19 protein-coding genes are annotated in these 23,177 nt (G+C 72.0%); 9 read left to right on the forward strand and 10 right to left on the reverse strand.

Annotated features, from left to right (window positions below; translation table 11 throughout):
- Nucleotides 1–40: 40 nt before the first annotated feature.
- Together gmd and F6B42_RS13970 are read left to right on the forward strand one after the other, a co-directional pair.
- Nucleotides 41–1,066: a GDP-mannose 4,6-dehydratase gene (gmd, locus tag F6B42_RS13965; protein WP_150420336.1), complete on the forward strand. Its 1,026-nt coding sequence runs from the start codon at nucleotides 41–43 to the stop codon at nucleotides 1,064–1,066.
- Nucleotides 1,063–2,034, forward strand: a complete 972-nt coding sequence (locus F6B42_RS13970) for a GDP-L-fucose synthase family protein (protein ID WP_150420337.1) — start codon at nucleotides 1,063–1,065, stop codon at nucleotides 2,032–2,034. Before gmd ends, F6B42_RS13970 begins: the two co-directional genes overlap by 4 nt.
- Here F6B42_RS13970 and F6B42_RS13975 read toward each other — a convergent pair.
- Complete coding sequence (locus tag F6B42_RS13975) at nucleotides 1,915–3,492, reverse strand: hypothetical protein (protein ID WP_150420338.1); 1,578 nt, start codon at nucleotides 3,490–3,492, stop codon at nucleotides 1,915–1,917. The two genes, F6B42_RS13970 and F6B42_RS13975, sit on opposite strands and share 120 nt — an antisense overlap.
- A 96-nt stretch (nucleotides 3,493–3,588) precedes the next feature.
- Here F6B42_RS13975 and F6B42_RS13980 point away from each other — a divergent pair, with 96 nt between their 5' ends.
- Nucleotides 3,589–5,031 carry a polysaccharide biosynthesis tyrosine autokinase gene (locus F6B42_RS13980; RefSeq protein ID WP_150420339.1) on the forward strand — a complete coding sequence of 481 codons (1,443 nt, stop codon included), beginning with the start codon at nucleotides 3,589–3,591 and terminating at the stop codon, nucleotides 5,029–5,031.
- Nucleotides 5,032–5,056: 25 nt separating this feature from the next.
- On the opposite strand, the gene F6B42_RS13985 is transcribed toward F6B42_RS13980, so the two are convergent.
- The gene (locus tag F6B42_RS13985) at nucleotides 5,057–7,012 is read right to left on the reverse strand and encodes an endo-1,3-alpha-glucanase family glycosylhydrolase (RefSeq protein WP_191089385.1); all 1,956 of its coding nucleotides are present in this window, start codon (nucleotides 7,010–7,012) and stop codon (nucleotides 5,057–5,059) included.
- A 546-nt stretch (nucleotides 7,013–7,558) separates the two neighbouring features.
- Between F6B42_RS13985 and F6B42_RS13990 the strand changes: the two genes are divergently transcribed.
- Nucleotides 7,559–8,755 carry an NAD(P)/FAD-dependent oxidoreductase gene (locus tag F6B42_RS13990; protein WP_150420341.1) on the forward strand — a complete coding sequence of 399 codons (1,197 nt, stop codon included), beginning with the start codon at nucleotides 7,559–7,561 and terminating at the stop codon, nucleotides 8,753–8,755.
- A 15-nt stretch (nucleotides 8,756–8,770) separates the two neighbouring features.
- On the opposite strand, the gene glmM is transcribed toward F6B42_RS13990, so the two are convergent.
- The 3 genes from glmM to rplM are packed head-to-tail and all read right to left on the reverse strand — an operon-like array spanning nucleotide 8,771 to nucleotide 11,103.
- Nucleotides 8,771–10,129, reverse strand: coding sequence for a phosphoglucosamine mutase (gene glmM / locus F6B42_RS13995; protein WP_150420342.1), 1,359 nt, complete (start codon nucleotides 10,127–10,129; stop codon nucleotides 8,771–8,773).
- A 6-nt stretch (nucleotides 10,130–10,135) separates the two neighbouring features.
- Nucleotides 10,136–10,627 carry a 30S ribosomal protein S9 gene (rpsI, locus tag F6B42_RS14000; RefSeq protein ID WP_150420343.1) on the reverse strand — a complete coding sequence of 164 codons (492 nt, stop codon included), beginning with the start codon at nucleotides 10,625–10,627 and terminating at the stop codon, nucleotides 10,136–10,138.
- A gap of 29 nt (nucleotides 10,628–10,656) precedes the next feature.
- Complete coding sequence (gene rplM, locus F6B42_RS14005) at nucleotides 10,657–11,103, reverse strand: 50S ribosomal protein L13 (RefSeq protein WP_150420344.1); 447 nt, start codon at nucleotides 11,101–11,103, stop codon at nucleotides 10,657–10,659.
- A gap of 234 nt (nucleotides 11,104–11,337) precedes the next feature.
- On the opposite strand from rplM, the gene F6B42_RS14010 reads away from it, so the two are divergent.
- The gene (locus tag F6B42_RS14010; protein WP_150420345.1) at nucleotides 11,338–13,011 is read left to right on the forward strand and encodes a sensor histidine kinase; all 1,674 of its coding nucleotides are present in this window, start codon (nucleotides 11,338–11,340) and stop codon (nucleotides 13,009–13,011) included.
- 137 nt (nucleotides 13,012–13,148) lie between these two features.
- Nucleotides 13,149–14,249, forward strand: coding sequence for a PAS domain-containing sensor histidine kinase (locus F6B42_RS14015; protein WP_223878537.1), 1,101 nt, complete (start codon nucleotides 13,149–13,151; stop codon nucleotides 14,247–14,249).
- On the opposite strand, the gene F6B42_RS14020 is transcribed toward F6B42_RS14015, so the two are convergent.
- Nucleotides 14,221–15,918, reverse strand: coding sequence for a sensor histidine kinase (locus F6B42_RS14020; RefSeq protein ID WP_150420347.1), 1,698 nt, complete (start codon nucleotides 15,916–15,918; stop codon nucleotides 14,221–14,223). The genes F6B42_RS14015 and F6B42_RS14020 overlap by 29 nt on opposite strands.
- 28 nt (nucleotides 15,919–15,946) lie before the next feature.
- Nucleotides 15,947–16,729, reverse strand: a complete 783-nt coding sequence (locus tag F6B42_RS14025) for a CPBP family intramembrane glutamic endopeptidase (protein WP_223878528.1) — start codon at nucleotides 16,727–16,729, stop codon at nucleotides 15,947–15,949.
- Between the two features lie 26 nt (nucleotides 16,730–16,755).
- On the opposite strand from F6B42_RS14025, the gene F6B42_RS14030 reads away from it, so the two are divergent.
- The 3 genes from F6B42_RS14030 (at nucleotide 16,756) to F6B42_RS14040 (ending at nucleotide 19,959) form a co-directional block, all read left to right on the forward strand.
- Nucleotides 16,756–17,394, forward strand: a complete 639-nt coding sequence (locus F6B42_RS14030) for an arsenate reductase/protein-tyrosine-phosphatase family protein (protein ID WP_150420348.1) — start codon at nucleotides 16,756–16,758, stop codon at nucleotides 17,392–17,394.
- Between the two features lie 78 nt (nucleotides 17,395–17,472).
- A complete protein-coding gene (locus F6B42_RS14035) occupies nucleotides 17,473–18,999 on the forward strand; it encodes a polysaccharide biosynthesis tyrosine autokinase (protein ID WP_150420349.1) in 1,527 nt (508 codons plus the stop codon).
- 6 nt (nucleotides 19,000–19,005) lie between these two features.
- Entirely contained in the window at nucleotides 19,006–19,959 is a 954-nt protein-coding gene (locus F6B42_RS14040) for a hypothetical protein (protein ID WP_150420350.1), read from the forward strand.
- A gap of 216 nt (nucleotides 19,960–20,175) precedes the next feature.
- Here F6B42_RS14040 and F6B42_RS14045 read toward each other — a convergent pair whose 3' ends face one another.
- From F6B42_RS14045 to F6B42_RS14055, 3 genes are all read right to left on the reverse strand, one after another.
- Entirely contained in the window at nucleotides 20,176–21,831 is a 1,656-nt protein-coding gene (locus F6B42_RS14045; RefSeq protein WP_150420351.1) for an alpha-amylase family protein, read from the reverse strand.
- Nucleotides 21,828–22,811 carry an LLM class flavin-dependent oxidoreductase gene (locus F6B42_RS14050; RefSeq protein ID WP_150420352.1) on the reverse strand — a complete coding sequence of 328 codons (984 nt, stop codon included), beginning with the start codon at nucleotides 22,809–22,811 and terminating at the stop codon, nucleotides 21,828–21,830. Before F6B42_RS14050 ends, F6B42_RS14045 begins: the two co-directional genes overlap by 4 nt.
- 147 nt (nucleotides 22,812–22,958) lie before the next feature.
- Nucleotides 22,959–23,129 (reverse strand): CsbD family protein, encoded by a 171-nt coding sequence (locus tag F6B42_RS14055; RefSeq protein WP_094260399.1) that lies wholly within the window; start codon nucleotides 23,127–23,129, stop codon nucleotides 22,959–22,961.
- Between the last annotated feature and the right edge of the window lie 48 nt (nucleotides 23,130–23,177).

Below are 23,177 nucleotides of genomic sequence, written 5' to 3' on the forward strand. Positions count from 1 at the left end.
CGCGACGGGGCTGCCGCGCCGGGCACAAGGGGGAACGCTCATGAAGCGCGCATTCATCACCGGCATCACCGGACAGGACGGCTCGTATCTGGCCGAGCTGCTGCTCGCCAAGGGCTACGAGGTGCACGGCCTGGTCCGCCGCGCGTCGACGTTCAACACGTCGCGCATCGACCACCTGTACGTCGACCCGCACGAGGTCGGCGCGCGCCTGTTCCTGCACTACGGGGACCTCAGCGACGGCGCGCGCATGACGACGCTGCTCGCTCAGCTGCATCCCGACGAGGTCTACAACCTCGGCGCGCAGTCGCACGTCCGCGTCTCGTTCGACGAGCCCGAGCACACCGCCGACACCACCGGCACCGGTTCGGTGCGGCTGCTCGAGGCGGTGCGCATGGCCGGCATCCAGACGCGGTTCTACCAGGCCAGCTCATCGGAGCTGTACGGTGCGACACCGCCGCCGCAGAGCGAGACGACGCCGTTCCACCCGCGCTCGCCGTACGCCGCGGCGAAGCTGTACGCGTACTGGATCACCAAGAACTACCGCGAGGCGTACGACATGTTCGCCGTCAACGGCATCCTGTTCAACCACGAGTCGCCGCGGCGGGGCGAGACATTCGTCACCCGCAAGATCACGCGCGCCGTGGCCGCCATCAAGCTCGGGCTGCAGGATCACGTGTATCTCGGCAACCTCGATGCGGTGCGGGACTGGGGATACGCCGCCGAGTACGTCGAGGGGATGTGGCGGATGCTGCAGGCCGACGAGCCGGAGGACTTCGTCCTCGCGACCGGCATCGGCATCACCGTCCGCGATTTCCTGACGGCGGCCTTCGAGCACGCCGGGCTCGACTGGGAGCGCCACGTCCGCTTCGACGAGCGATACCTGCGCCCGAGCGAGGTCGACGCGCTCGTCGGCGACGCCAGCAAGGCCGAGGAGAAGCTCGGGTGGAAGGCGACCGTGGGCCCGCTGGAGCTCGCCCGGATCATGGTCGACGCCGACATCCGCGCGCTCGAGTACGCCGGCCGCCCGTGGATCGACACCGTCGCCCTCTCGGGCTGGGCAGCGTGAGGGTCGGCGACGGCATCGGCCCCCTCGACCGCGGCGCGCCCGTCTTCGTCGCGGGCCACCGCGGGCTCGCCGGGAGCGCGATCCACCGCGCCCTCGAGACCGCCGGCTTCACCTCGCTCGTGACGCGGACCTCTGCCGAGCTCGACCTGACCGACCGCGCCGCGGTGTTCGCATTCTTCCGTCGCGCGCGGCCGGCCTCCGTCGTGCTCGCGGCGGCGAAAGTGGGCGGCATCCTCGCGAACAGCACGTTCCCCGTCGACTTCCTCAGCGAGAACCTCCGCATCCAGACGAACGTGATGGATGCCGCGATCGAGGTCGGCGTCGAGCGACTGCTGTTCCTGGGGTCGTCGTGCATCTACCCGAAGTTCGCCGAGCAGCCGATCCGCGAGGACAGCCTGCTCACCGGTCACCTCGAGCCCACGAACGACGCCTACGCCATCGCGAAGATCGCCGGCATCCTTCATGTGCAGGCGGTGCGTCGTCAGTACGGGCTGCCCTGGATCTCGGCGATGCCGACGAACCTGTACGGCCCGAACGACAACTTCTCGGCGCAGGGCTCGCACGTGCTCCCGGCGCTCATCCGACGCTACGACGAAGCACGCGGGCGCGGCGACGCGGCCGTCGTGAACTGGGGGTCGGGTCGTCCTCGGCGCGAGTTCCTGCATTCCGACGACCTCGCATCCGCCGTGCTGCACCTGCTGGACCACTACGACGGCGACTCCCACGTGAATGTCGGGACCGGTCGCGACGCGACGATCCGCGAGATCGCGGAGATGGTCGCCGATGCGGTCGGCTACGAGGGCGAGACGCGCTGGGACACCGAGAAGCCGGACGGCACCCCGCGGAAGCTACTGGATGTCGGTCTGCTCCGCTCGACCGGCTGGTCGCCGAGGATCGGTCTCCGCGCCGGCATCGAGCGCACGGTCGCCTGGTACCGCGAGAGCGGCGCCGAGCTGCGGGTCGCCTGAGCCCGCCCCGTCGTCGGTGCGGTCGGGGTCTCGCCCGGCCGCGCCGGAGATGAGGATGAGGCACACGATCATGACCGTCGTCGCGCCCGTCGCCTGCAGGAGCGACCCGCGCATCAGAATCGTCATGTACACCGGCAGCACGGCGCCCACGATCGCCCAGACGCCGCCGGCGGCGAACGCCAACACGATCCGTCGGTCCATCGCCCGCAGCGCGACGCCCAGCGCGACGAACACGACCACGACCGCGACGACCCCACCGTTGACGAGAGCCTCTGCCCACACCGGTGCCGACAGATTGTCGAAGCTGTAGCCGCGGTACTCGGCCAGCACGATGCCGGTGTCGGTGGGCTTGTCGGGCCACACGGCCCGCGGCACCCAGAAGAGGATGCTGCCGAGGAGCTGCCGCATCGGCTGGACGAGCCCGTCGACCCAGAAAGACAGGGCATTCGCGACCTGCCAGAACGCGTCGTAGTCGGGGTTCGCGAGGTACTCGCCGAAGAAGCTCGAGCGATTGACCCGCACCTCGTCGGTGCGGAAGGCGTCGGCGATGGGGAAGACGAACAGGAATGCGACGATCGCGAGGAGCATTGTCAGTCGCGCCCGCGCGCGGGTGACCATCGCTCCCGCGTAGACGGCGAGCGCGAACGCCACCGTGCCGAACGTGTAGCGCGCGCTCGCGATGGGGTTGACCACGAGCAGGAGCACGGCCGCTGCCAGGAGGGCGGCGACCGTGACCGAGATCCGTGCGGCGCGGGAGGCGGCGAGGCGCCTGAGCTGCGCGAGCGCGCCGGTGGCGATGAGGAGGGGGTACACAGCAGCGGCGTACATCACGGATCTCACCGCCGGATCGGGCCAGCGCGCCTCGCGGGCGGCGAAGGCGGCCTCGCGGCTTCCGAGCGCCGCGGCGGGACCCATCTGGACCACGAAGTACGCGCTGACGGCGAGTCCGACCGCGATGAGCATCGCAGCGCGCACCGGCGAGACCGGTCTCGGCGCCGCGCCCGCCCGGCGCGGTCGCGTCCGTTCGACGACGAGCGCGACCGCTCGGGCGATCTCGTAGCATCCGATCCCGAGAGCGACCACACCTGCCGTAGGCAGGTCCCAGCCGCTGTCGATGCCCGGCGTCGTCGTCGACACCGCGTCGGCGCGGATCTGAACGGTGGGCCCGAGCCCCATGAAGATGTAGGTGAAGAGCCAGAAGAAGAAGTCGAACAGCCGGGGGCGGCCCGAGACCCAGGTGGCCGAGAGGCGGACACCGCCGTAGATCATGATCAGCAGCGTGACGATCCAGGCATCGCTGCGCGCGGCGTCGGTGACATCGGAGACGAGGGCGACCGGAAGCACCACCGACAGCACGGCGACGGAAACCGCGACGAGCGTGACGCGCAGCCCCCCGCGCAGCGAACCGTCGGATCCGGCGTCCGGGTCCGACGGCGGCGTTTCAGTCTGCTTCCCCACGGCCTCCCCCTCGCATATCATGACAGACGGGGTCCGCGTGTTCGCACGCGGTGATTGGGGCCGCACGGAGCGATCCGTGCGCGAAGGGGGAAGACCATGGAGTCCACGCGCATTTTGCGGATCGTTCGCTACCACTGGTTGACGGTGCTGGCGCTCATGGCGATCGGCGCGACCGCGGGTCTCGCCTACGCGTGGTCGCTGCCGCGCGAGTACACGGCGCAGGCCGACGTCTTCGTCGCCGTCACCGGAAGCTCGACGACCGGGGAGCTGGCTCAAGGGAGCAACTTCTCGCAGCAGCAGGCCCGCAACCTGAGCACCGTCGCGACCCGCGAGGTGGTGCTCGCCCCCGTCATCGATCAGCTCGGCCTGACGGACAGCACGGAGCAGCTGCGCGATCGGGTCTCGACGGCGGTGCCGCTGAACACGTCGATGATCTCGATCTCGGCCACCGATCCGTCGCCGCGCGAGGCCGCGCGCATCGCGAATCTCGTCGCCGCCAAGCTCGCCGAAGTCGTCCCCACCCTGTCGCCGCAGGTCGACGGCACATCGCCGGTGCGCCTGCGCGTGATCGAGAACGCCGTCCCGCCCGCGACGCCGTCGTCGCCGCACACCACCATGCTCGTGGTCCTCGGCACGCTCGGCGGGCTCGTCGCCGCGGCCGCCGTCGTGATGCTCCGCCTGCTCTTCGGCACCCGCATCCGCACCACCGAGCAGGCGGCGGACGCCTCCGGCGCGGCGATCATCGGCACCGTGAGCGCTGACCGCACGGCCGAGCGAGCGCCGGTCGCCCTCCTGTCGGCGCCGCACTCGCTGCGGTCCGAGGACTATCGGCGTCTGCGCGGGAACCTCCGCTTCGTGCAGACGTCTCAGGCGCACCGGGTGTTCGTCTTCACCTCTTCCGTTCCCGGCGAGGGCAAGAGCACGACGGCGGCCAACGTCGCCGCGGCCCTGGCGGCCACCGGCGCATCCGTGTGCCTGGTCGAAGCCGATCTGCGCCGCCCGAGCCTCGGCCGCATCCTCGACGTCCCCCCCGAGATCGGCCTGACCTCCGTCGTCGCCGGCGAGGTCGAGCTCGACGAGGCCCTCGTCGCCTGGGGGCCGGATCGTCTGCGGGTGCTGCTGTCGGGTCCTGTTCCGCCCAACCCGTCCGAGCTCCTCGAGTCCGAGCGGACGATCGCTCTCCTCGAGACGCTCCGCGCTGATCACGACGTCGTCATCATCGATGCGCCGCCGGTGCACCCCGTGGCGGATGCCGCGGTGCTCGCGCGCCTGTTCGGCGGAGCGGTGCTCGTGGTGGGCGCCGGTCGCGTCCGCGAGCGCGACGTACGCCGCGCGGCGGCTCGCCTCACCTCGGTCGGCGCGACGATCCACGGGACCGTCCTGAACCTCGCGCGTCCGAGCCGAGCCGATCGGCAGAGCTACTCGACCTACTCGGTCGCGCCGGCCGAACGCCCTCGGGTCCGGCGCACCGGGCACCACGACGACCGCCCCGCCGCAGAAGCACTCGGTGGCGAGCGTTCTCCGGCGGGGCGGCGCTGATCGGGGCGACGCGCGGTGCTGATCCCTACTCGACGCTGTCGACGGCGTAGTAGCCGAGATCCTCGACGACCGGGCGATCCACGACCGCGTACGGCGAGTCGAGCTCGATCACCGCTGAGCCGTCTCGGCTCACCGTGAGGGAGACCGACCCGGAACGCAGCGGCACTGTGACGGCCGACCGTCCGGCGGGCGCGTCGACGCCCGTCGTCCGACCACCCACCGTGAAGGTCAGCGTCGCGGGCGCGGTCAGGTAGACCAGCGCCTCGACGTTGTCGGTCGGGGCGATCGAGGTTCCACCGAGCGTCGGGGTGGCGAGACGGTGCAGCAGCTCCGGCAGCGCCCCGGCGAACTGGGTCCGGTGCGTGAGGAAGGCCTGGTCCTCCGTGATCGCGGGCTCGACGCCGGTGTGGAACCAGTCCACGAAGGGCCGGCTCGCGTCGAGGAACGCATCGCCGTGATCGACCGACGGCGCGAACTGCGTGCTCTCGCTGTAGTCGTTCCACGTCACCAGCTGCACGTACTGCGCGCCGCTGTCGATGGCTCGCTGCCACGAGGCGCGCAGGTTCGCGGTGTTCCCCGCCTCGGCGAAGACACCCGATCGGGGCCGGTAGTCCTGAACCGACACCGGTGCGATCCAGCTCTTGCCGTAGGACGCGGCCCGCGCCGCGTAGTCCGGACCGTTGAGCGTGTTCCACTCCGTGCGGACGCCCCAGTTGCCGTAGCCGTCGGCGATCCCGCGGAAGGCGGCCATGTTGGCATCGGAGGCGTTGAGGAAGACGGCTTGGAAGGTCACCGGAACGCCGTGGACGTTCTGCAGTCGGTCGATGATCTGGCGCCACCAGTCGACGCTCTGACGCTCGGCCGCGAACGACGACAGCAGCGCTCGACCTCCGACGCGATAGGCGGCGGACGAGGTGTAGAGCTCGGCAAGACGGTCGGCGACCGTCCCCGGATCGGCGTCGCCGGCCGATGCCGTCGCGTCGATCATCGGCACGACGGCGAAGTCTCCCTCGCGCTCGGCGGCGATGAAGAGGTTCTTCGTCGCCTCCCAGTTCGAACCTGCGAGCCCCATGATGTTGACGGTGAAACCGTCGATGCCCGCCGCCGACGCCTGCTGGACCTCGCGCTGCAGGTTCTGGGTCCTCCAGTCCGACGAGCTCGAGACGGGGACCGGCTCGGGCCGGTCGCGCAGCAGCCCGCCGTAGCCGGCGTGGCGGCCGCCCTCACCATCGGGCTGCAGGTAGTTGCGGGCGTAATAGTCGCTGTCGGCCGGTCGGTTGTCGATCGACACCGGGTACGGCGGGAAGTAGTGCGCGAAGATCTCCTTGCCGGGGATCGCGGGAACGACCGGCGGCGCGGGCGTCTCGGGATCGGGCTCGGGCTGCACCGGCGGCGCGGGGGTCTCGGGCTCGGGCTGCGGGGCGGCCTTCGGGGTGTATGTCACCCGCAGCTGGGGAGCGCCGTCGCCGGTGCGCACGTACGTCGAGGAGATGTAGCGCTGGCGGTAGCTCATGCGCAGCGACAGGTCGCCGTCGGCGGCGACCGCGGCGACATCGCCCAGATCGATCGACAGGTCGCTGCCCGAGCGTGCGACGGGCGCGACGGCGTTCAGACGCGAGCCGGTCTCAGCCGGGCGACCCGCGTACGTGAGCGACTGACCCGACCAGGTACCCGATTCGGCGAACACCTCGAGACCCGCGGCACGCGCGCTCGAGAAGCCCACGGTGAGGTCGAGGGTCGCGCGCACCGGCTGCGTCGGGTCGACGTCGTCGGGCAGGTCGAACAGCAGGTAGCTGCGGTCCTGCGAGGCCGTCGCGCTGAGCGGATGCCGCGACAGCACGGCGCGCGGCTGGCGCGCGGAGACGACGGCGGTGTCTGCCGCCGCGAGGGTGAGCGTCTGCGCGGCGGGTTCGCCCGACGGCTGCGGAGAGGTGTCGGCGGGGGCGCTCTCGGCGGCCTGCGCACCGAGTGCGGAGGTCATCACGAGCGCAACCGCTGCCACGGTCGCGGACACCACCGACGTCCGTCGTCGGCGAGATGAGGTACGGGTATTCGGATCTGCTGGTTTCATGTCTTCCTCAGTGGTGACAATCACCCTCGACAGACGCACACGTCGGCCGAGACCCCTCCCAGCAATTCCGATGAGTGTCGCACGAACCCCGGAATCGGGCAAATGTCGTTCGGTCCGAGAACGACCTCAAGGCCGTGCGAAGGCAACCGCAACGTAACCGCAATTTCGTCCCTGACGGCCAGATCCGGCTTGTCGGCGTCGTACTCTGAATGTGTTCCGAGAACCGGCGGGGGCGACATCCGATAGTCACCGCACTCGGGTCCGACGGTCGTGTTGGGGGCACAGTCGCCGGACGGGTTCACTGTCCGGGCGACGCTGGGGAACGGCGCCGGGGCAGTGAACCTCTCGGCACAGACCCGAAGCCGTGCCCGCATCGCCGGCCGCCGCATCATACGCGCCGCACCGCACCGCGGCATCCGCACGACACCGCCCACTTCGCGACCTAGCGTGGCGGCCATGGAGAGCTTCGACTATCTCATCGTCGGCGGTGGCATGGTGGCCGATGCCGCCGCCCGCGGCATCCGCGAGATCGACTCGGACGGCGTCATCGGCATCCTGAGCGCCGACGTCGACGAGCCCTACACGCGCCCCGCGCTGTCGAAGAAGCTCTGGACCGATCCGGACTTCACCGCCGATCAGGTGCCCCTCCGCACCGCCGACGACACCGGAGCCGTCATCCGCCTCCGCACCCTCGTGACGGAGCTCGACCGCGACGGCCGAAGCGTCGTCACCGCGTCGGGCGAGCGCATCGGCTACCGCCGGCTCCTGCTGGCAACCGGCTCGAAGCCCGGCGACGCGGATTCGCCGCCGAGCGACCGCGTCCTCGCCTTCCGCTCGGCGGCGGACTACCGGCGGCTGCGCGAGCTGGCGGGACACGGCCGGCGCATCGTCGTCGTGGGCGGCGGGTACATCGGCGCCGAGATCGCCGCCGCCCTCGTCCAGAACGACACCGTCGTCGACCTCGTCTTCCCCGACGCCGTGCTCGGGGCCGCGACCTTCCCGCCGGCGATCGCCGAACGCTACGAGTCGCTCTTCGCGGATGCCGGGGTGAACCTCGTCCGCGGCCGGCGCGTCGAGCGGGTCGCTCCCCTGACCGACACCGTGACGCTGACCCTCGACGACGACACCGAGCTGCACGCGGACGCCGCGGTGCTCGGGCTCGGCGTGACCCCGGTCACCGACCTCGCCGAGACGGCGGGGCTCCGCGTCGAGGACGGGGTCGTGGTGGACGAGCATCTCGTCACCAGCGACGACAGCATCTGGGCCGCGGGCGACATCGCCTCCTATCCCGACCGGCTCCTCGGCCGCACCCGCGTCGAGCACGTCGACAATGCGCAGGAGATGGGACGGGCCGCGGGTCGCTCGATGGCGGGTGCCGCGGAGGCCTACCGCCACACGCCGTTCTTCTACTCGGCCGTCTTCGGCATCCGCTGGGAGGCCGTCGGCTCCCTCGACGCCGAGCTCGACGCCCTCGTGGTCGATCTCGAACCCGACGACGACGGCCGCGAGCGCACGGTCGTCTACTACCGTGACGACTCCGGCGCGCCGGTCGGGGTGCTGCTGTGGAACGTCGCCGATGCGACGGATTCCGCGCGCCTCGTGCTCGCGGATGCCCCGACCGACCAGCACGAGCTGCGCGGCCGCATCCGCTGACCGACGGCGAGCCTTCTAGAGCGCGAGACGCTCGGAGACGACGGCGGCGAGCTCGTCGGCGACCTCGGCCGCCTCGGACTGGCTCTCGGCCTCGACCATCACGCGCACGAGCGGCTCGGTGCCGGATGCCCGCAGCAGCACGCGGCCGGAGTCCCCGAGTCGCGCCTCGGCGGCGGCGACCGCGGCCTGCAGCGGCTCGTCCGAGGCGACCCGGTCGCGATCGACGTTGCGCACGTTGACGAGCAGCTGCGGGTACACGGTCATCACCGAGGCGAGCTCGGCGGCCGTCTTGCCCTGGCGCGCCATCTCGGCCACGAGGTGCAGCCCGGTGAGCAGGCCGTCGCCCGTGGTGGCGTAGCGACTCATGATGACGTGCCCGCTCTGCTCGCCGCCCAGACCGAACCGGCCCTCGTTCATGCGCTCGAGGACGTACCGGTCGCCCACGGCGGTCTGCTCCACGGCGATGCCGTGATCGGCCATTGCGCGGTGCAGTCCGAGGTTGCTCATGACGGTCGCCACGAGCGTGTCCTTCGGGAGCCGGCCGCGTTCCTTCATCGCCACCGCGAGGATCGCCATGATCTGGTCGCCGTCGATGACGCGCCCTTCGGCGTCGACCGCGAGACAGCGGTCCGCGTCGCCGTCGTGGGCGATGCCGATGTCGGCGCCCGTGCGGATGACCTCCGCGGCGATGCGGTCGAGGTGCGTCGATCCGACACCGTCGTTGATGTTGAGCCCGTCGGGGTCGGCGCCGATGACGGTCACCTTCGCCCCGGCATCCCGGAACGTCTGCGGCGACACCCCGGAGGCCGCACCATGGGCGCAGTCGAGCACGACGTGCATGCCGTCGAGCGTGTGCGGCAGCGAGGCGAGCAGGTGCACGACGTAGCGGTCCTCGGCGTCGGAGAAGACCCGGATGCGGCCGACGCCGGCGCCCGTGGGCTGGAGCTTCGGACCGGTGAGCGCGGCCTCGATGCGTCGCTCGACCTCGTCGGGGAGCTTGACGCCGCCGCGGGCGAAGATCTTGATGCCGTTGTCGGGCGCGGGATTGTGCGACGCCGACACCATGACGCCGAAGTCGGCGTCGATGTCGCCGATGAGGAACGCCGCCGCCGGCGTGGGCAGGACACCCGCGTCGAGCACGTCGACGCCCGAGGATGCCAGACCGGCCGCGACGGCGGCCGAGATGAACTCACCCGACACCCGCGGATCGCGCGCGACGACTGCGGTCAGCCGCTTGCCGGCCGCCGTCCGCGCCTCGGCGATACGGCCCTGGCCCAGGACGACGGCAGTCGCCTGGGCCAGGGTGAGTGCGAGTTCGGCGGTGAGGGGGCCATTGGCCAGGCCCCGCACACCGTCCGTACCGAACAGCGCCATGAAGCTTTAGCGCTTCGAGTACTGAGGAGCCTTGCGCGCCTTCTTGAGACCGGCCTTCTTGCGCTCCTTGACGCGAGCGTCGCGCGAGAGGAAGCCGGCCTTCTTCAGGGTCGGGCGGTTGTTCTCTTCGTCGATGCCGTTCAGCGCGCGGGCGATGCCCAGACGCAGCGCACCGGCCTGGCCCGAGGGGCCGCCACCGGAGATGCGGGCGATCACGTCGTACGAGCCGGCGAGCTCGAGCACGGTGAACGGGTCGTTGATCAGCTGCTGGTGCAGCTTGTTCGGGAAGTAGTCCTCGATCGTGCGGCCGTTGACCGTGATCGTGCCGGAGCCGGGGACCAGACGCACGCGGGCGATGGCCTGCTTGCGGCGACCCACGGCAGCGCCGGGGACCGAGAGCACCGGACGGGGTGCGGCGGCGGCAGCGGCCTCCGACGCGGGCGTCTCGGTGGAGTAGTTCTGGGGGGTCTCCTCGAGGGAGTCAGCGATCTTCGCCATCAGTGTTTCCTTGCGTGGTTTCGCGGCGCTTACTGGGCGACCTGGTCGAAGGTGTAGGTGGTGGGCTGCTGCGCAGCGTGCGGGTGCTCGGCACCGGCGTAGACCTTGAGCTTCGAGAGCTGCTGGGCGCCCAGGCTGTTCTTGGGGAGCATGCCGCGGATGGCCTTCTCGACCGCGCGGGCCGGGTTCTTCTCGAGCAGCTCGGCATAGGTCACCGACTTGAGTCCGCCCGGGTAGCCCGAGTGGCGGTACGCCTTCTTCTTCTGGAGCTTCTGGCCGGTCAGGGCGACCTTGTCGGCGTTGACGACGATGACGAAGTCACCGGTGTCGACGTGCGGGGCGAAGGAGGCCTTGTGCTTGCCGCGGAGGAGGACCGCGGCGTGCGAGGCGAGGCGGCCGAGGACGACGTCGGTTGCGTCGATGACCAGCCACTCGCGCTGGATCTCGCCAGCCTTGGGGGTGAAAGTGCGCGTCACAGTAGTGCTGCTTTCTTGATTCGAACGGAGAAGTTCGTGAATCCCGCTCCGGGGTGGTTCGCGCGGCGGATGCCGGTCGAACACGCCAGTGGAGGGCTCACGTTCGCGGTGCTGCGCCAGCGGGACGCGGACACCAAAGACACAGCGTACGCTATCGGCAGTCGTTATCAAAGCCGCGCTCCCTCGGATCCGCCTGCGATCGCCACTTCCGATCCGATTGAAGGGACGCGCGGGATGCCGCTGTTCGAGCTCGACCGCACACGTCGCGGACGGGTGCGCGTCTTCACGCGCGCTCAGCTCCCGTTCCTCGTCGGCGCGCTCCTCGTCTTCGCCGCGCTCGCCGTGGGCACCCCCGTGAGCCTGTCGACACCCCTCGTCGTCGAAGCGGCGATCCTCATCCTCATCGCCTCGGCCGCCGGCGCGCTCCTGCCGTGGGAGAGCGTGGCGGCCGGCTGGCTGATCCTCGTCGCCGCCGCCGACATCGTCGCCGTCGGTCTCCTGCGCGCCGAGCTGCTGCCGTTGCTGCCGTCTGTCGGCATGCTCGCGATCTTCCCGATCCTGTGGATCGCGTACGGCTTCCCCCCGGTCGCCTTCCCCGTCGCCGTCGGGGGCGCCGCGTTCATCACCCTGTTCGGCTTCCTCTACCGCGGCTCGTGGCCGACGACGGCGCTCGACTGGGTCAACGTCGTGACACTCCCGGGCCTCATCCTCGCCATCGCCGTGGTCGTCAACATCGCCGCGCGCAACCTGCGAGGCAGCCGCGAAGTGGCCGCCGTCGCATCGCTGGCGCGGACGGCGGCGCTGCGCCGCGCCCTCGACGACGAACTCCTCCTGCGGACGATGCTCGACACCGTCAGCAGCGCCGTCGTCCTCTACGACGCTGAGGGCCGCCTCATGCTGGCCAACGCTCCGGCGGAGCGCCTCGCTCGGGCGATGGGCATCTCACTCGACTCCCCGCCGCACGCGGGTGTCGCCGTGCTCGCGGCCGACCGGCGCACCCCGATTCCGGCGCGCGAGCAGTTCATCCCCCGCGCCCTCCGCGGCGAGCCGCTGCGGGGCGAGGTGGAATGGATCGGCCCCCCGGGCTTCCAGCGCGCCGTCGTCGCCGGCGCGGAGCAGGTGCGCCGGCCCGACGGGTCGCTGCTCGGCACCGTCATCGCCGCGTACGACGTCACCGACATGGCGGACGCCGCGGCGCTGCGCGAAGACTTCCTGCGGACGGTGTCGCACGAACTCCGCACTCCCCTGACGAGCGTGACCGGCTACCTCGACCTGCTCACCGAGCGTGTCGGCCCGTCCGATCCCGACGCCGCGCGCTATCTCCGCGCGACCGAGCGCAACGTGCTCGTGCTGACCGACCGCATCAACGAGCTGCTCGCCGCGTCGGCCGCCGACAGTCCCGTCTCGCGCCGCACGGTCGTCCTCAGCGACGTCGTCGCCTCGGCCGTGCGCGCGGTCGCCGAGCGCGCCGAGCGGCGCGGCACGTCCATCCAGCAGATCGGCGTCACGCGCGACGAGGTCGTCGTCGACCCGGTGCGCATCCACCAGGTGCTCGAGGAGCTACTGGTGAACGCGGTGAAATTCAGCCCGCCGTCTTCCGCCGTCGTCGTCGGACAGCGCCTCGACGCCGACCGCATCAGCATCGCCGTCAGCGACCCCGGCCCCGGCATCGACCCGGCCGAGCGGGGACGCGTCTTCGACCGCTTCTACCGCACGAGCTTCGCGCGGCAGCAGGCCATCCAGGGCTTCGGCATCGGACTGTCGGTCGTCCGAGACGCCGTGCTCGCGCACGGGGGCTCGGTGGTGGTCGACGCGTCCGCGATGGGCGGCACCGCGATGACCGTCGTCCTGCCGACGGGCACGGCCGAGCTCCCGGTGCTGGCGACACCGCTCGCGCTCCGGCACTGACGTCCGCGCGGCCACCGACACCGGAAAGCCGGGGCGTGTCGGCGACGTGTCAAGGGTCGGCGCCGCCAGAGCTCGACGCGGCACAATATCGCTCACCACCGGGGCTGCCCGAGGCTCCGGCAGATGCCGAGGTGACCATGACGCTGTCCGCTGCGCCCCCCGACCTGCTCGCCGACGTCGCACCCGCCGACGCCGCGCCACCCGAGGCCGCACCGCCCGCCGCAGCCCCTTCGGTCGATTGGGTCGCTCAGGTGACCTCGGTCGCGATCGTGTCGCTCGATCCGTCGGGCATCGTCCGCTCCTGGAACGCCGGCGCGACGCGCATCAAGGGGTACACCGCCGCCGAGGTCGTCGGCACGTCGTTCGAGCGGTTCTACCGTCCCGACGACCGCGTCCGCGGCCTGCCCGCCCGGCTGCTCGCCGCCGCGGCCCGCGACGGCTCGGTCGAGGACACCGGATGGCGCATCCGCGCCAACGGCTCGACGTTCTGGGCGAACGTGCTCATCACCGCGATGCGCGATCCCCGGGGCGGGCTCACCGGGTTCGTGAAGATCGTCCGCGATCGCAGCGACGCCAAGCGGCACGATGAGGAGCAGGACGGGTTGCTGCGCACGTTCGCCCACGACCTCCTCTCGCCGATCACGGCCCTGCGCGGCTACGTCGACCTCCTCGAGGACGAGCAGCCCGAGCCGTCGGAGCTGCTGCAGCGCGTCTCGCGGGTCAGCGATCACCTGATCGCGATGATCGGCGAGTTCGCGGCGCACGTGAGAGGCGTCGACCCCGAGCCCGACACGGCGACGGATGCCGACATCCGCCCGCTCGTGCAAGAGGCGGCCGAGCTGGTGCTCCCCGGGGACGTCAACGAGCGCGTGCGGGTGAGCGGGCACGGGCGCGCCGCCCTGGCGACCGACCGTGCGGCTCTGCGCCGCGCCGTCGCGAACGTCGTGGAGAACGCGGCGAAGTACAGCGAGGACGTCATCGACATCGCCGTCGCCGAGACCGCCGAGGCGACGACGATCACCGTGAGCGACAGCGGCCGCGGCATCCACCCCTCCGACCTCGACGGGATCTTCGACCCGTTCGAGCGCGGTCGTCGCGCCGATGCCGACGACGGCGGCACGGGACTCGGCCTCGCGAGCGTCCGGGATCTCGTCCGTCGCTCGGGCGGCGACGTCGCGATCGACAGCGAGCCCGACCGCGGCACCACGGTCACCCTGCGACTGCCTCCGGGCGGGTAGGCGGGACCGGCGACAGCGTCACGTCGGCCTCGAGCACGACGCGGTCGCCCTCCTGGAAGATGCGGGCGGCCGCCGAGCCGAGCCCCGCCGGCGACGCCGGCGCGAGGGTGCCGGGAGACTCCACCCGCACGCGCAGCGCGTCCTCGCCCACCCCGGCGACCGCGACCGTCGCGCTTCGCGCCCCGGAATGCTTCACGGCGTTGACGAGTCCCTCCGTCACGATCGTCACGACCGCGTCCGCGACGTCCGTGCGGGCCAGGCCGGCGCGAGCGGACGGGTCGACGACGCGGGTGATCGACACGGCCGCGTGCCAGGCGCGCAGCAGCGCGTCGAGCGCGTCGACGGCGCGGGCGGCGATGAGGTCGGCGCTCGGCGGCGCGAGGATGTCGTCGAAGACCGCATCCGTGGCCCGACGGAAGGCCGCCACCTCCGACGTCGCCGGCGCCCGCTCGTCGACGAGGGCCGCGAACACGACGCACTTGCCCTGCACGCCGCCGTGGAGCAGCTCGGTCGCACGACGGAACGGCGCTGCGGCCGCCCACTCGTCCGCCGCGCCGTCGGACGCGATGCGTGCGACACCGGCGCTCGCGCGGGACTCCTCGTCCCGCGCTCGATGCAGCGCGTCGCGGCACAGGCTCACGAGCAGCGCCACGACCGGCACGGCGAGCACGGGCACGAATCCCAGCGAACCGATGTCGGGCAGGAGCGCGAAGGTGACCCCGAGCATCGCCAGTCCTGCGCCGATCCAGACCGCGCCGAAGACGACCGGGGACACCGCCGACGTCCGTCGTGCGCCGCGCACTCGTCGGCCCGCGCGCAGCAGCACGCCGGCGAGCGCGTCGACGACGACCGAGGCTCCCAGTCCGGCCGCGGCGACACCCGGGCCGCCGGCCGCCGCGGCGAACGGCGCGCAGGCGACCGCGTAGAGCGGACCGACCGTCAGCCACGGCGGCGGGACGAGACGCTCCCGCCCGGGAACCCGTTCGGGTCGGCGCGGCACGGGGGTGTCGGGGGCGGTCCGTCGTCGACGCGAGCGGGCGTCGAGGCGGTGGCTGGCGGCGCGCACCTCGTCGGCGTAGGCGCGCACGGCGTCGAAGTCGGGATCGCCTTCGAGGAGGTCCTCCCGGCTCGAGCGCAGCCCCGCCACGACCGCGGCGAGGTCGTCGCGCGCCGCGGCGGCGTCGAGTCCGCTGCGCGCACGGGCCGCCGTCAGACGTGCCGAGGCCTCGTCGAGGCGGCGGGCAGCGCGCTGCCGGGCGCTGTGCCGTGTGGTGATGATCGCGACGATCGAGAACAGGGCGAGGGCGGTGACGAGGTTCGTGACCCCGCGCGCGATCATCGACCCACCCGTGGGCAGGCCGAACAGCGCTCCACTGATCGCGTCGTTGACGCCGGCGCGGGATGCCGCCACCACCACGAGCCCGCCGAGGACCAGCGCCGCACGCCCCGCCGCTGAGCGCACCCGGCGCTCGGCGATCGCGACGGGGACGATCACGAGCGCGAGGACGACCCAGCCGACGACCGCGACGACGACCCCGCGCAGATAGCCCTCGCCCGAGGGCGCGCCGATCGACGGCACGGAGAAGACCCCGGCGACGATGAGCGACACGAGCGCGCTCCACCGCGTATAGAAGGCGCCGCCGACGACGGCGCTCCACCAGACCCTCATCGTTCGGTGCGCCTTCGGCCGCGGGGCATCACCCGGCGAGGGCGCCGACGACAGCGAGCCCGAGCCCCGTGACGTTGTACACGACGTGCGCGAGCACCGCCGGCCAGATGCGGCCGGTGAGCAGCACGAGCACGGCGCAGACAGCCCCGACGAGAGTGAGCGAGAGCAGGGTGTCGGACGACGGCATCCCGCCGATCAGATGCACCGCGACGAACGCGAGAGTGGTGAGGCTCGCCGCCGCGATGCCGGCGGCGACGTGACCGAACGGGCGACGCAGCAGCGAGTAGAGCGCCACGAGCAGGACGACCCGGAAGAACAGCTCCTCGATCACGGGCGCGACGATCCCCGTCGGCAGCGCCTCGAGCAGCCACCACGACACGGGGATGCGGCCGTCGATGAGAAGGATGCCGGGAAAACCCGCCTCGCCCTGGACGGTCTGCTGGAACCACCCCTGCCCGAGGCGCAGGACGATGCCGAACGCGATGCCGACGAGGAGGTCGGTGGCGCGGAACCGGAACAGCCCGATCGGGCGCGAGCGTCGCAGCGCGAGCACGACGGGGACCAGCATCCCGAGCCACAGCAGGACGGTGGCGGCCGCGCCGGCCCAGGGAGCGGTGGGCAGGGCGGCGACGACGGCGTAGCCGGCGAGGATCCCGAGGCCGAGGCTGAGCACCGACCAGGCGAGGAGCATCTCGCGCCAGCCGCGCACCGTCGACCCGCCGAGCCGCCAGTCGGTGCGTCGACGGCGGCCGCGGCCGCGGGACTCGCTCGGGACGACCGCCTCGCTCGCCTCGCTAGGGTGAGTGTGCACGCGCCCACAGTACCCGGGAGGTCCCCGTGCTCGAGATCCTCACCGTCTGCACCGGGAACATCTGCCGGTCTCCGCTGGCAGCCGCCCTCCTGTCGACGCGCCTCGCCGGACGCGGCGTCACCGTGCGAAGCGCCGGAACGCGGGGAATGGCCGACCACCCCATGACGGCCGAGACGCGACGACTCGCCGACGGCCTCGGCGTGCCGGGCGTCGTCTCCGACGCGCACCGGGCCCGCTTCCTGACCGAGGCGCACCTGGGCTCCCCCGACCTGATCCTCGCGATGTCGCGCGAGCACCGCCGCGCGGTCGCCGAGCTCGCCCCCGCGCGCGCCCGCTCGGTGTTCACGGTGCGGGAGTTCGCCCGACTCGCCGCGTCGATCCCTGACGCCGCTCTCGCGCAGGCCGCCGACGCCGCCGCTCCCGCCGACCGGCCCGCGGCCGGCGGCGAGAGCGCCGCGACCGCGCGGCTGCGCGGCCTCCTCGGCGCGCTCGCCGGTCAGCGCGGACTCGTGCTGCCCCCGGCGGATCCGGCGGACGACGACGTCATCGACCCGTATCGGCGGTCGTGGACGACGTACGAGCTCGCCGCCTCCCAGCTCACGCCCGCGATCGATCAGGTGGTCCGCGTCGTGGGATGGGCCGCGCCGGTCCGTGTCGCGCCGTGACTCAGCCCGGAAACACGGCTGTGGCAGACTGATCGGAGATCCCCCGCCGCCGTCTCGGCGCATGCACCGAAGGGCAGCATGGAGCTCTCCGACTACATCCGCATCCTCCGCAAGAACTGGGTCGTCATCCTCGTGGCGACGCTGGTGGGGCTCGGAGCCGCCGCCGCGTTCTCCCTGACCCGCACCCCGACCTACGAATCGTCGAGCACGGTGTTCGTCTCGACGCAGACCTCGGGCAGTGTGGCCGAGCTGCAGCAGGGGTCGACGTTCGCCCAGGCCCGCATCAACACGTACGTCGGTCTCGTCTCGACCCCGATCGTCATGAACCCGGTCATCGCCGAGCTCGACCTGGGAACCACCGCCGGGCAGCTCGCGACGCAGGTGAACGCCAGCGCCGCGCTGAACACCACCCTCATCACCATCACCGCCGAGGACACCGATCCCGTGCGGGCAGCCGACATCGCCAACGCCCTGGCCGCGAGCCTCTCGGCCGCGGTTCCCGCGATCGAGCCGGCGAGCGAGGGCGGCGCGAGCCCCATCCAGCTCTCCCGCGTGCGCGACGCGCAGCCGGCGCTCGCGCCGTCGAGCCCCAACGTGCCGCTGAATCTCGCCCTCGGCCTGCTCGTGGGCCTCGCCCTCGGCATCGGGATCGCGGTCCTCCGCACCGTGCTCGACACCCGCATCCGCAACTCGCGCGACGTGACGCAGGTCACCGAGACGCCGATCATCGGCGCGATCGCCTTCGACCCGAAGGCGAAGGAGCGTCCGCTCATCGTCCACGCCGACCCGTTGAGCCCGCGCGCCGAGTCCTTCCGGGCACTGCGGACCAACCTGCAGTTCCTCGACATGGGCGGCCGGTCGAGCTTCGTCATCACCAGCTCCGTGCCGAGCGAAGGCAAGTCGACGACGACGATTAACCTGGCCATCGCGCTGGCCGACGCCGGCAAGAAGGTCGCGCTGATCGACACCGACCTGCGCAAGCCGAAGGTCGACGAGTACCTCGGGCTCGAAGGCGGCGCCGGCCTGACGGACGTGCTCATCGGCCGCGCCCGCCTCGGAGACGTGATGGTCCCGTGGGGTGGGCGCAGCCTCTACGTCCTCCCCTCGGGCAAGATCCCGCCGAACCCGAGCGAGCTCCTCGCCTCCCCGCAGATGCACAAGCTGCTCGAGGTGCTCGAGCGCGACTTCGACGTCGTGCTCTGCGACGCGCCGCCGCTGCTGCCGGTGACCGACGCCGCGATCCTCGGGCGCGCCACGAGCGGCGCGATCGTCGCCGTGGCCGCCGGCCGCACGACGCGGCACCAGCTCACCGGAGCCGTCGACGCCCTCCAGCAGGTCGACGCGAAGGTCGCCGGCGTCGTGCTCACGATGGTTCCCACGCGCGGTCCCGACTCTTACTACAACGGATACGGCTACGGCGGCTACGGCTACGCCGAGAACCGCGAGAGCGCGAAGGAGGCCCCGCGCGGACGCACGCAGGCCAAGCGCACGCGCGGACGTCGCGGCGCCGCGGCTCCGGCTGCCCCGGAGGCGTCGCCGACCCTCGGCGATCTCGGGTTCCGCACGCGTTCGGACGACGACACCGACGGCCGACCCCGGGGCTGAGCGCCGATGGCCCCTCGTCACCGCGATCGTGATCTGAGCACATCGCCCCTGGCCCGGGCGGTCGCGCTGGTCTCCGTCTCCGCTCTCGCCGTCGGCGTCATCGCCCTGTCGGTGCTGGCGCTGCAGCGCGATCGCGGCGACGTCGGATCCGACGCATCGGCGGCGCCCGCTCCGACGTTCTCGTTCGCACCGGCCGACGGCGGAACGACGGCATCCCCCACCGCGACACCGGCCGCGATCGCCTCGCCCGGCGCAGCCGAGCGCTTCCTCGCGCGCGGCTCGGCCGGCACCCTCTGGCGAGCGACCGGCGGTGCGTGCGACGCGGGAGCGCCGGGTGTCGAGCCGCTCGTCGAGCGCTCGGACGACGACGGCCGCAGCTGGGTCGACGTGACGCCCCGGTATCGGCAGATCGGCCAGGTGCGCGCGCTTTCGGGCTTCTCGGGCACCGAGGCCGAGATGGTCGCCGACCTCGCCGACTGCGAGCCGGAGCTGCTGCGCACCTTCACGCAGGGTCGCTTCTGGGAGCCGTACCCCGAGCTGCTCGCCGCCGCCGAGTACCTGGCGGCCGGCGCGACGCCCGACGCCGCCGCGACGCTGCAGACACCGGCGGGAACCGAGCCGCTGCCGTGCGTCTCGCCGTGGAGCCTGCGTGTGGGCGCGCAGCAGTCGGCCCTCGTCTGCGACGGCACCGCGCATCTCCGCGTGGGCGACGGCGAATGGTCGCCACTCCCGGTCGCCGAGGCCCGCGCCGTCGATGTGGTCGGTCGCGAGAGCGCCGTCGCCCATCTCTCCCCGGCCTGCCCGGGCGGCGTCGGCATCTCGCTCGTCGACGCCGACGGCGCCGTGACCGCGCTCGGCTGCGTGCCGGACGTCGACGCGACCGGACCGATCGCGCTCGCCGCATTCGACGAGGACGTCCTCGTCTGGGCCGGCGATGATCTCACCGCGCTGAGCCGCTGATGCGGGCGGCTCCGCGGGCCCCCATTCCCGCGGAACCGCCCCTCCGGCGCGCGTCCCCAACCGCGTCGCCGGTCACCGATCCGGCGATGCGTCGAGTCTGCCCGCGCGGGCACCGTCGAGCGCGAGCGTTCGGGACGACCGGGGACGCCGTGCCGTCGTCGACGGCTGGGGAGGAGGCGCCGCACGTCGGTGCCGACGGCCCGTGGCGAGCCGAGGTCAGCGCAGCCGGCCGTCCCCCGGGCGGCACACCCGCATCCGGCGGGTGCCGTACCCGTCGAGCTCCATCTCGACGCGACCGTCCGCTCCCGGCTGCCAGCGCTCCCCCGATGCCAGGCACAGCAGCTCGGTGCCGGCGGGCTCATCGCCGACCGAGAGGGTGAACTGCACGGGTTCGGCCGCGAAGCTGTGAAGCGCCACGAACCGGTTCTGGTCGGTGCGGGCGCCGTGCGCGAGCACCGAGGGCGCGGTGACGTCGAGGATCTCGAGGTCGCCCCACCCGATCTCCGGCGACTGCCGATAGGTGCGCGCGAGATCGCGGATGAACGGGAACAGCGCGTCGGGATCCATCACCTGATCCTCGACGTTGACGTGCGCGGGCGCATACGGCCCGTCGGGCGCGGGGAGCGGATGCTGCGACGCAGGCGCCGTCGAGAACCCGCCGTCGGCCTGCCACTGCATCGGCACGCGCACGGCGTCGCGCTCGGGGATGTCGAGGTTCTCGCCCAGCCCGATCTCCTCGCCGTAGAGCAGCACCGGCGTACCGGGGAGCGAGAACATGAGGCTGTAGACCATGCGCACCCAGCGCGGATCGCCGCCGAGCATCGGCGGAAGACGGCGACGGATGCCGCGACCGAACACCTGCATCGATTCCTCCGGCGCGAACGCGGCGAAGACCTCCGCACGCTCGTCGTCGGTGAGCTGGTCGAGGGTGAGCTCGTCATGGTTCCGCACGAAGTTCGCCCACTGCGAGATCGTCGAGATCTCGGGACGGCTCCGCAGGGACGCGCGGAGCGGCTCGGGGTCGTGCCGCGCGAGGGCGAGGTAGAGCGCCTGGTTGCTCGGGAAGTCGAACTGCATGTGCAGCTCGCCGTCGCCGTCCTCGCCGAAGTACGCCGCCTGCTCGTCGTGGGGGACGTTGACCTCCCCGACGAGCATCGCGTCGCTCGATCGGCGCTGCGCGAACCGGCGGAGCGCCCGCAGCACGTCGTGGTCGCGCTGCGGCTCGCGGCGCTCGGGCGACGAGACGAACGAGGGGACGGCGTCGACGCGGAATCCCGAGACGCCCAGCTGCAGCCAGAAGCCCATCACCTTGGCGAGCTCGCGCTGGACGTCGGGGTTCTCGGCGTTCAGATCGGGCTGATGCGAGTAGAAGCTGTGGAGGTAGTACTGCTCGGTGCGCTCGTCCCACTCCCACACGCCGTCCTCCTCACCGGGGAACTGGGTCTCGCGCGGGTCCTCGGGGATCTCGTCGCGCCACACGTAGAAGTCGCGGTAGCGGGAGTCGCGGCTGCTGCGGGCATCGAGGAACCACGGATGGCGGTCCGAGGTGTGGTTCATGACGAGGTCCACGATGACGCGGATGCCGCGGTCCTCGGCCGTCCGGATGAGCTCGACGACGTCGCCGTGGGTGCCGACGCGTTCGTCGACGCCGTAGTAGTCCGAGACGTCGTATCCGTTGTCGCGCCCGGGGGTCGAGTAGAAGGGCATGAGCCACAGGCAGGTGACGCCCAGGTCTGCCAGGTAGGGCAGCCGCCGCGACAGGCCGGCCAGGTCGCCGGTGCCGTCGCCGTCGTCGTCGAGGTACTTGTCGACGTCGACGCAGTAGACGACGGCGTTCTTCCACCACAGGTCGCTGGTGTCGGCGATCTTCATCGCGCACCTCCGATCCGCTCGCGCAGCGCCGCGAGCAGGCGCGGCGCGCGAGCGGCGAGGAAGTGGCGCTGGTCCTGCGAGATGTCGTGGAGGTACAGCCGCTCGAAGCCGGCGCCGACGAGGTCGGCGAGGCGGTCGGCGAGATCGTCGAGCGTGTCGTCGGTGGCGATGAGCACGTGCTCGGCGAGCTCGTCGTCGGACGGCGTGCCCGCCCGCGAGGCGAACTCTTCGGGATGGGCGATGTCCCACGCGTCGGGCGGGGTGATCACCCCGTGCACCCACTGGTCGCGAACGAGCGCGAGCGCCTCGTCCCGGGTGCAGCCGATGGCGACGTGGACCTGCAGCGCGGTGTCGCCGAGGCCCCCGGCATCCAGATACGCGTCGATGACCTCCGCGACCTGCGGCCGCGTCGTTCCGACCGTCATCAGCCCGTCGGCCCAGCCGGCCGCCCACCGCGCCGTCTCGGGCGAGGCGGCGGTGGCCATGAGCACGGGCGGCACCGGCGGGAGGCTCCACAGGCGGGCGTCGCTGACGCGCACCCGGCCGCGGTGGTCGACGGTCTCACCGGCGAAGAGCCCCCGCATGACCTCGACGCATTCACCGAGACGGGCGGTGCGCTCGTCCTTCGGGGGCCAGGGGTCGCCGGTGACGTGCTCGTTCAGCAGCTCGCCGCTGCCGAGGGCGGCGAAGTAGCGCCCGGGGAACATCTCGGTGAGCGTGGAGATCGCGTGGGCCGACACGACCGGGTGGTAGAGCTGGCCCGGGGTGGCGATCGATCCGATCGGGAACCGCGTCGAGGCCAGGGCTGCACCGAGCCAGGCGATCGTGTTTCCCGAGTGCCCCTGCTGCGGCGTCCACGGCGCGAGGTGGTCGGCGCTGAAGGCCCCGTCGAATCCCACGCGTTCGGCTTCGATCACCGCCTCGAGCATGGCGCTCGGCGCGAGTTGTTCGTGCGATGCGTGGTATCCGATGAAGGCCATGCCCCAGTCTTTCCGGACCGACGCCTCGGACGCCTGTGGTTGCCTCGCTCCCGCCCCGTGAGGTATCGCCCCCTCCCAGCACGGGGGTGAGGACAGCGAGACGCCCCGGATCCGAAGATCCGGGGCGTCTCGTGTGAAGGAGCGTCTTTACTTGAAGGCGTCCTTGACGTTCTCGCCGGCCTTCTTGACGTTGGCGGCGGTCTGGTCCTTGTGACCTTCGGCTTCGAGGCGCTCGTTGTCGGTGGCCTTGCCGGTGGCTTCCTTCGCCTTGCCGGCAACGTCCTGAGCTGCGTTCTTGATCTTGTCGTCGAGTCCCATATCGGCCCCTTCCCTCGATCTGCGTCCGGAGTACGTGACCCCGGATGC

Origin of the sequence: Microbacterium radiodurans, from assembly GCF_008710705.1 — a bacterium.
Lineage (GTDB): Bacteria > Actinomycetota > Actinomycetes > Actinomycetales > Microbacteriaceae > Microbacterium > Microbacterium radiodurans.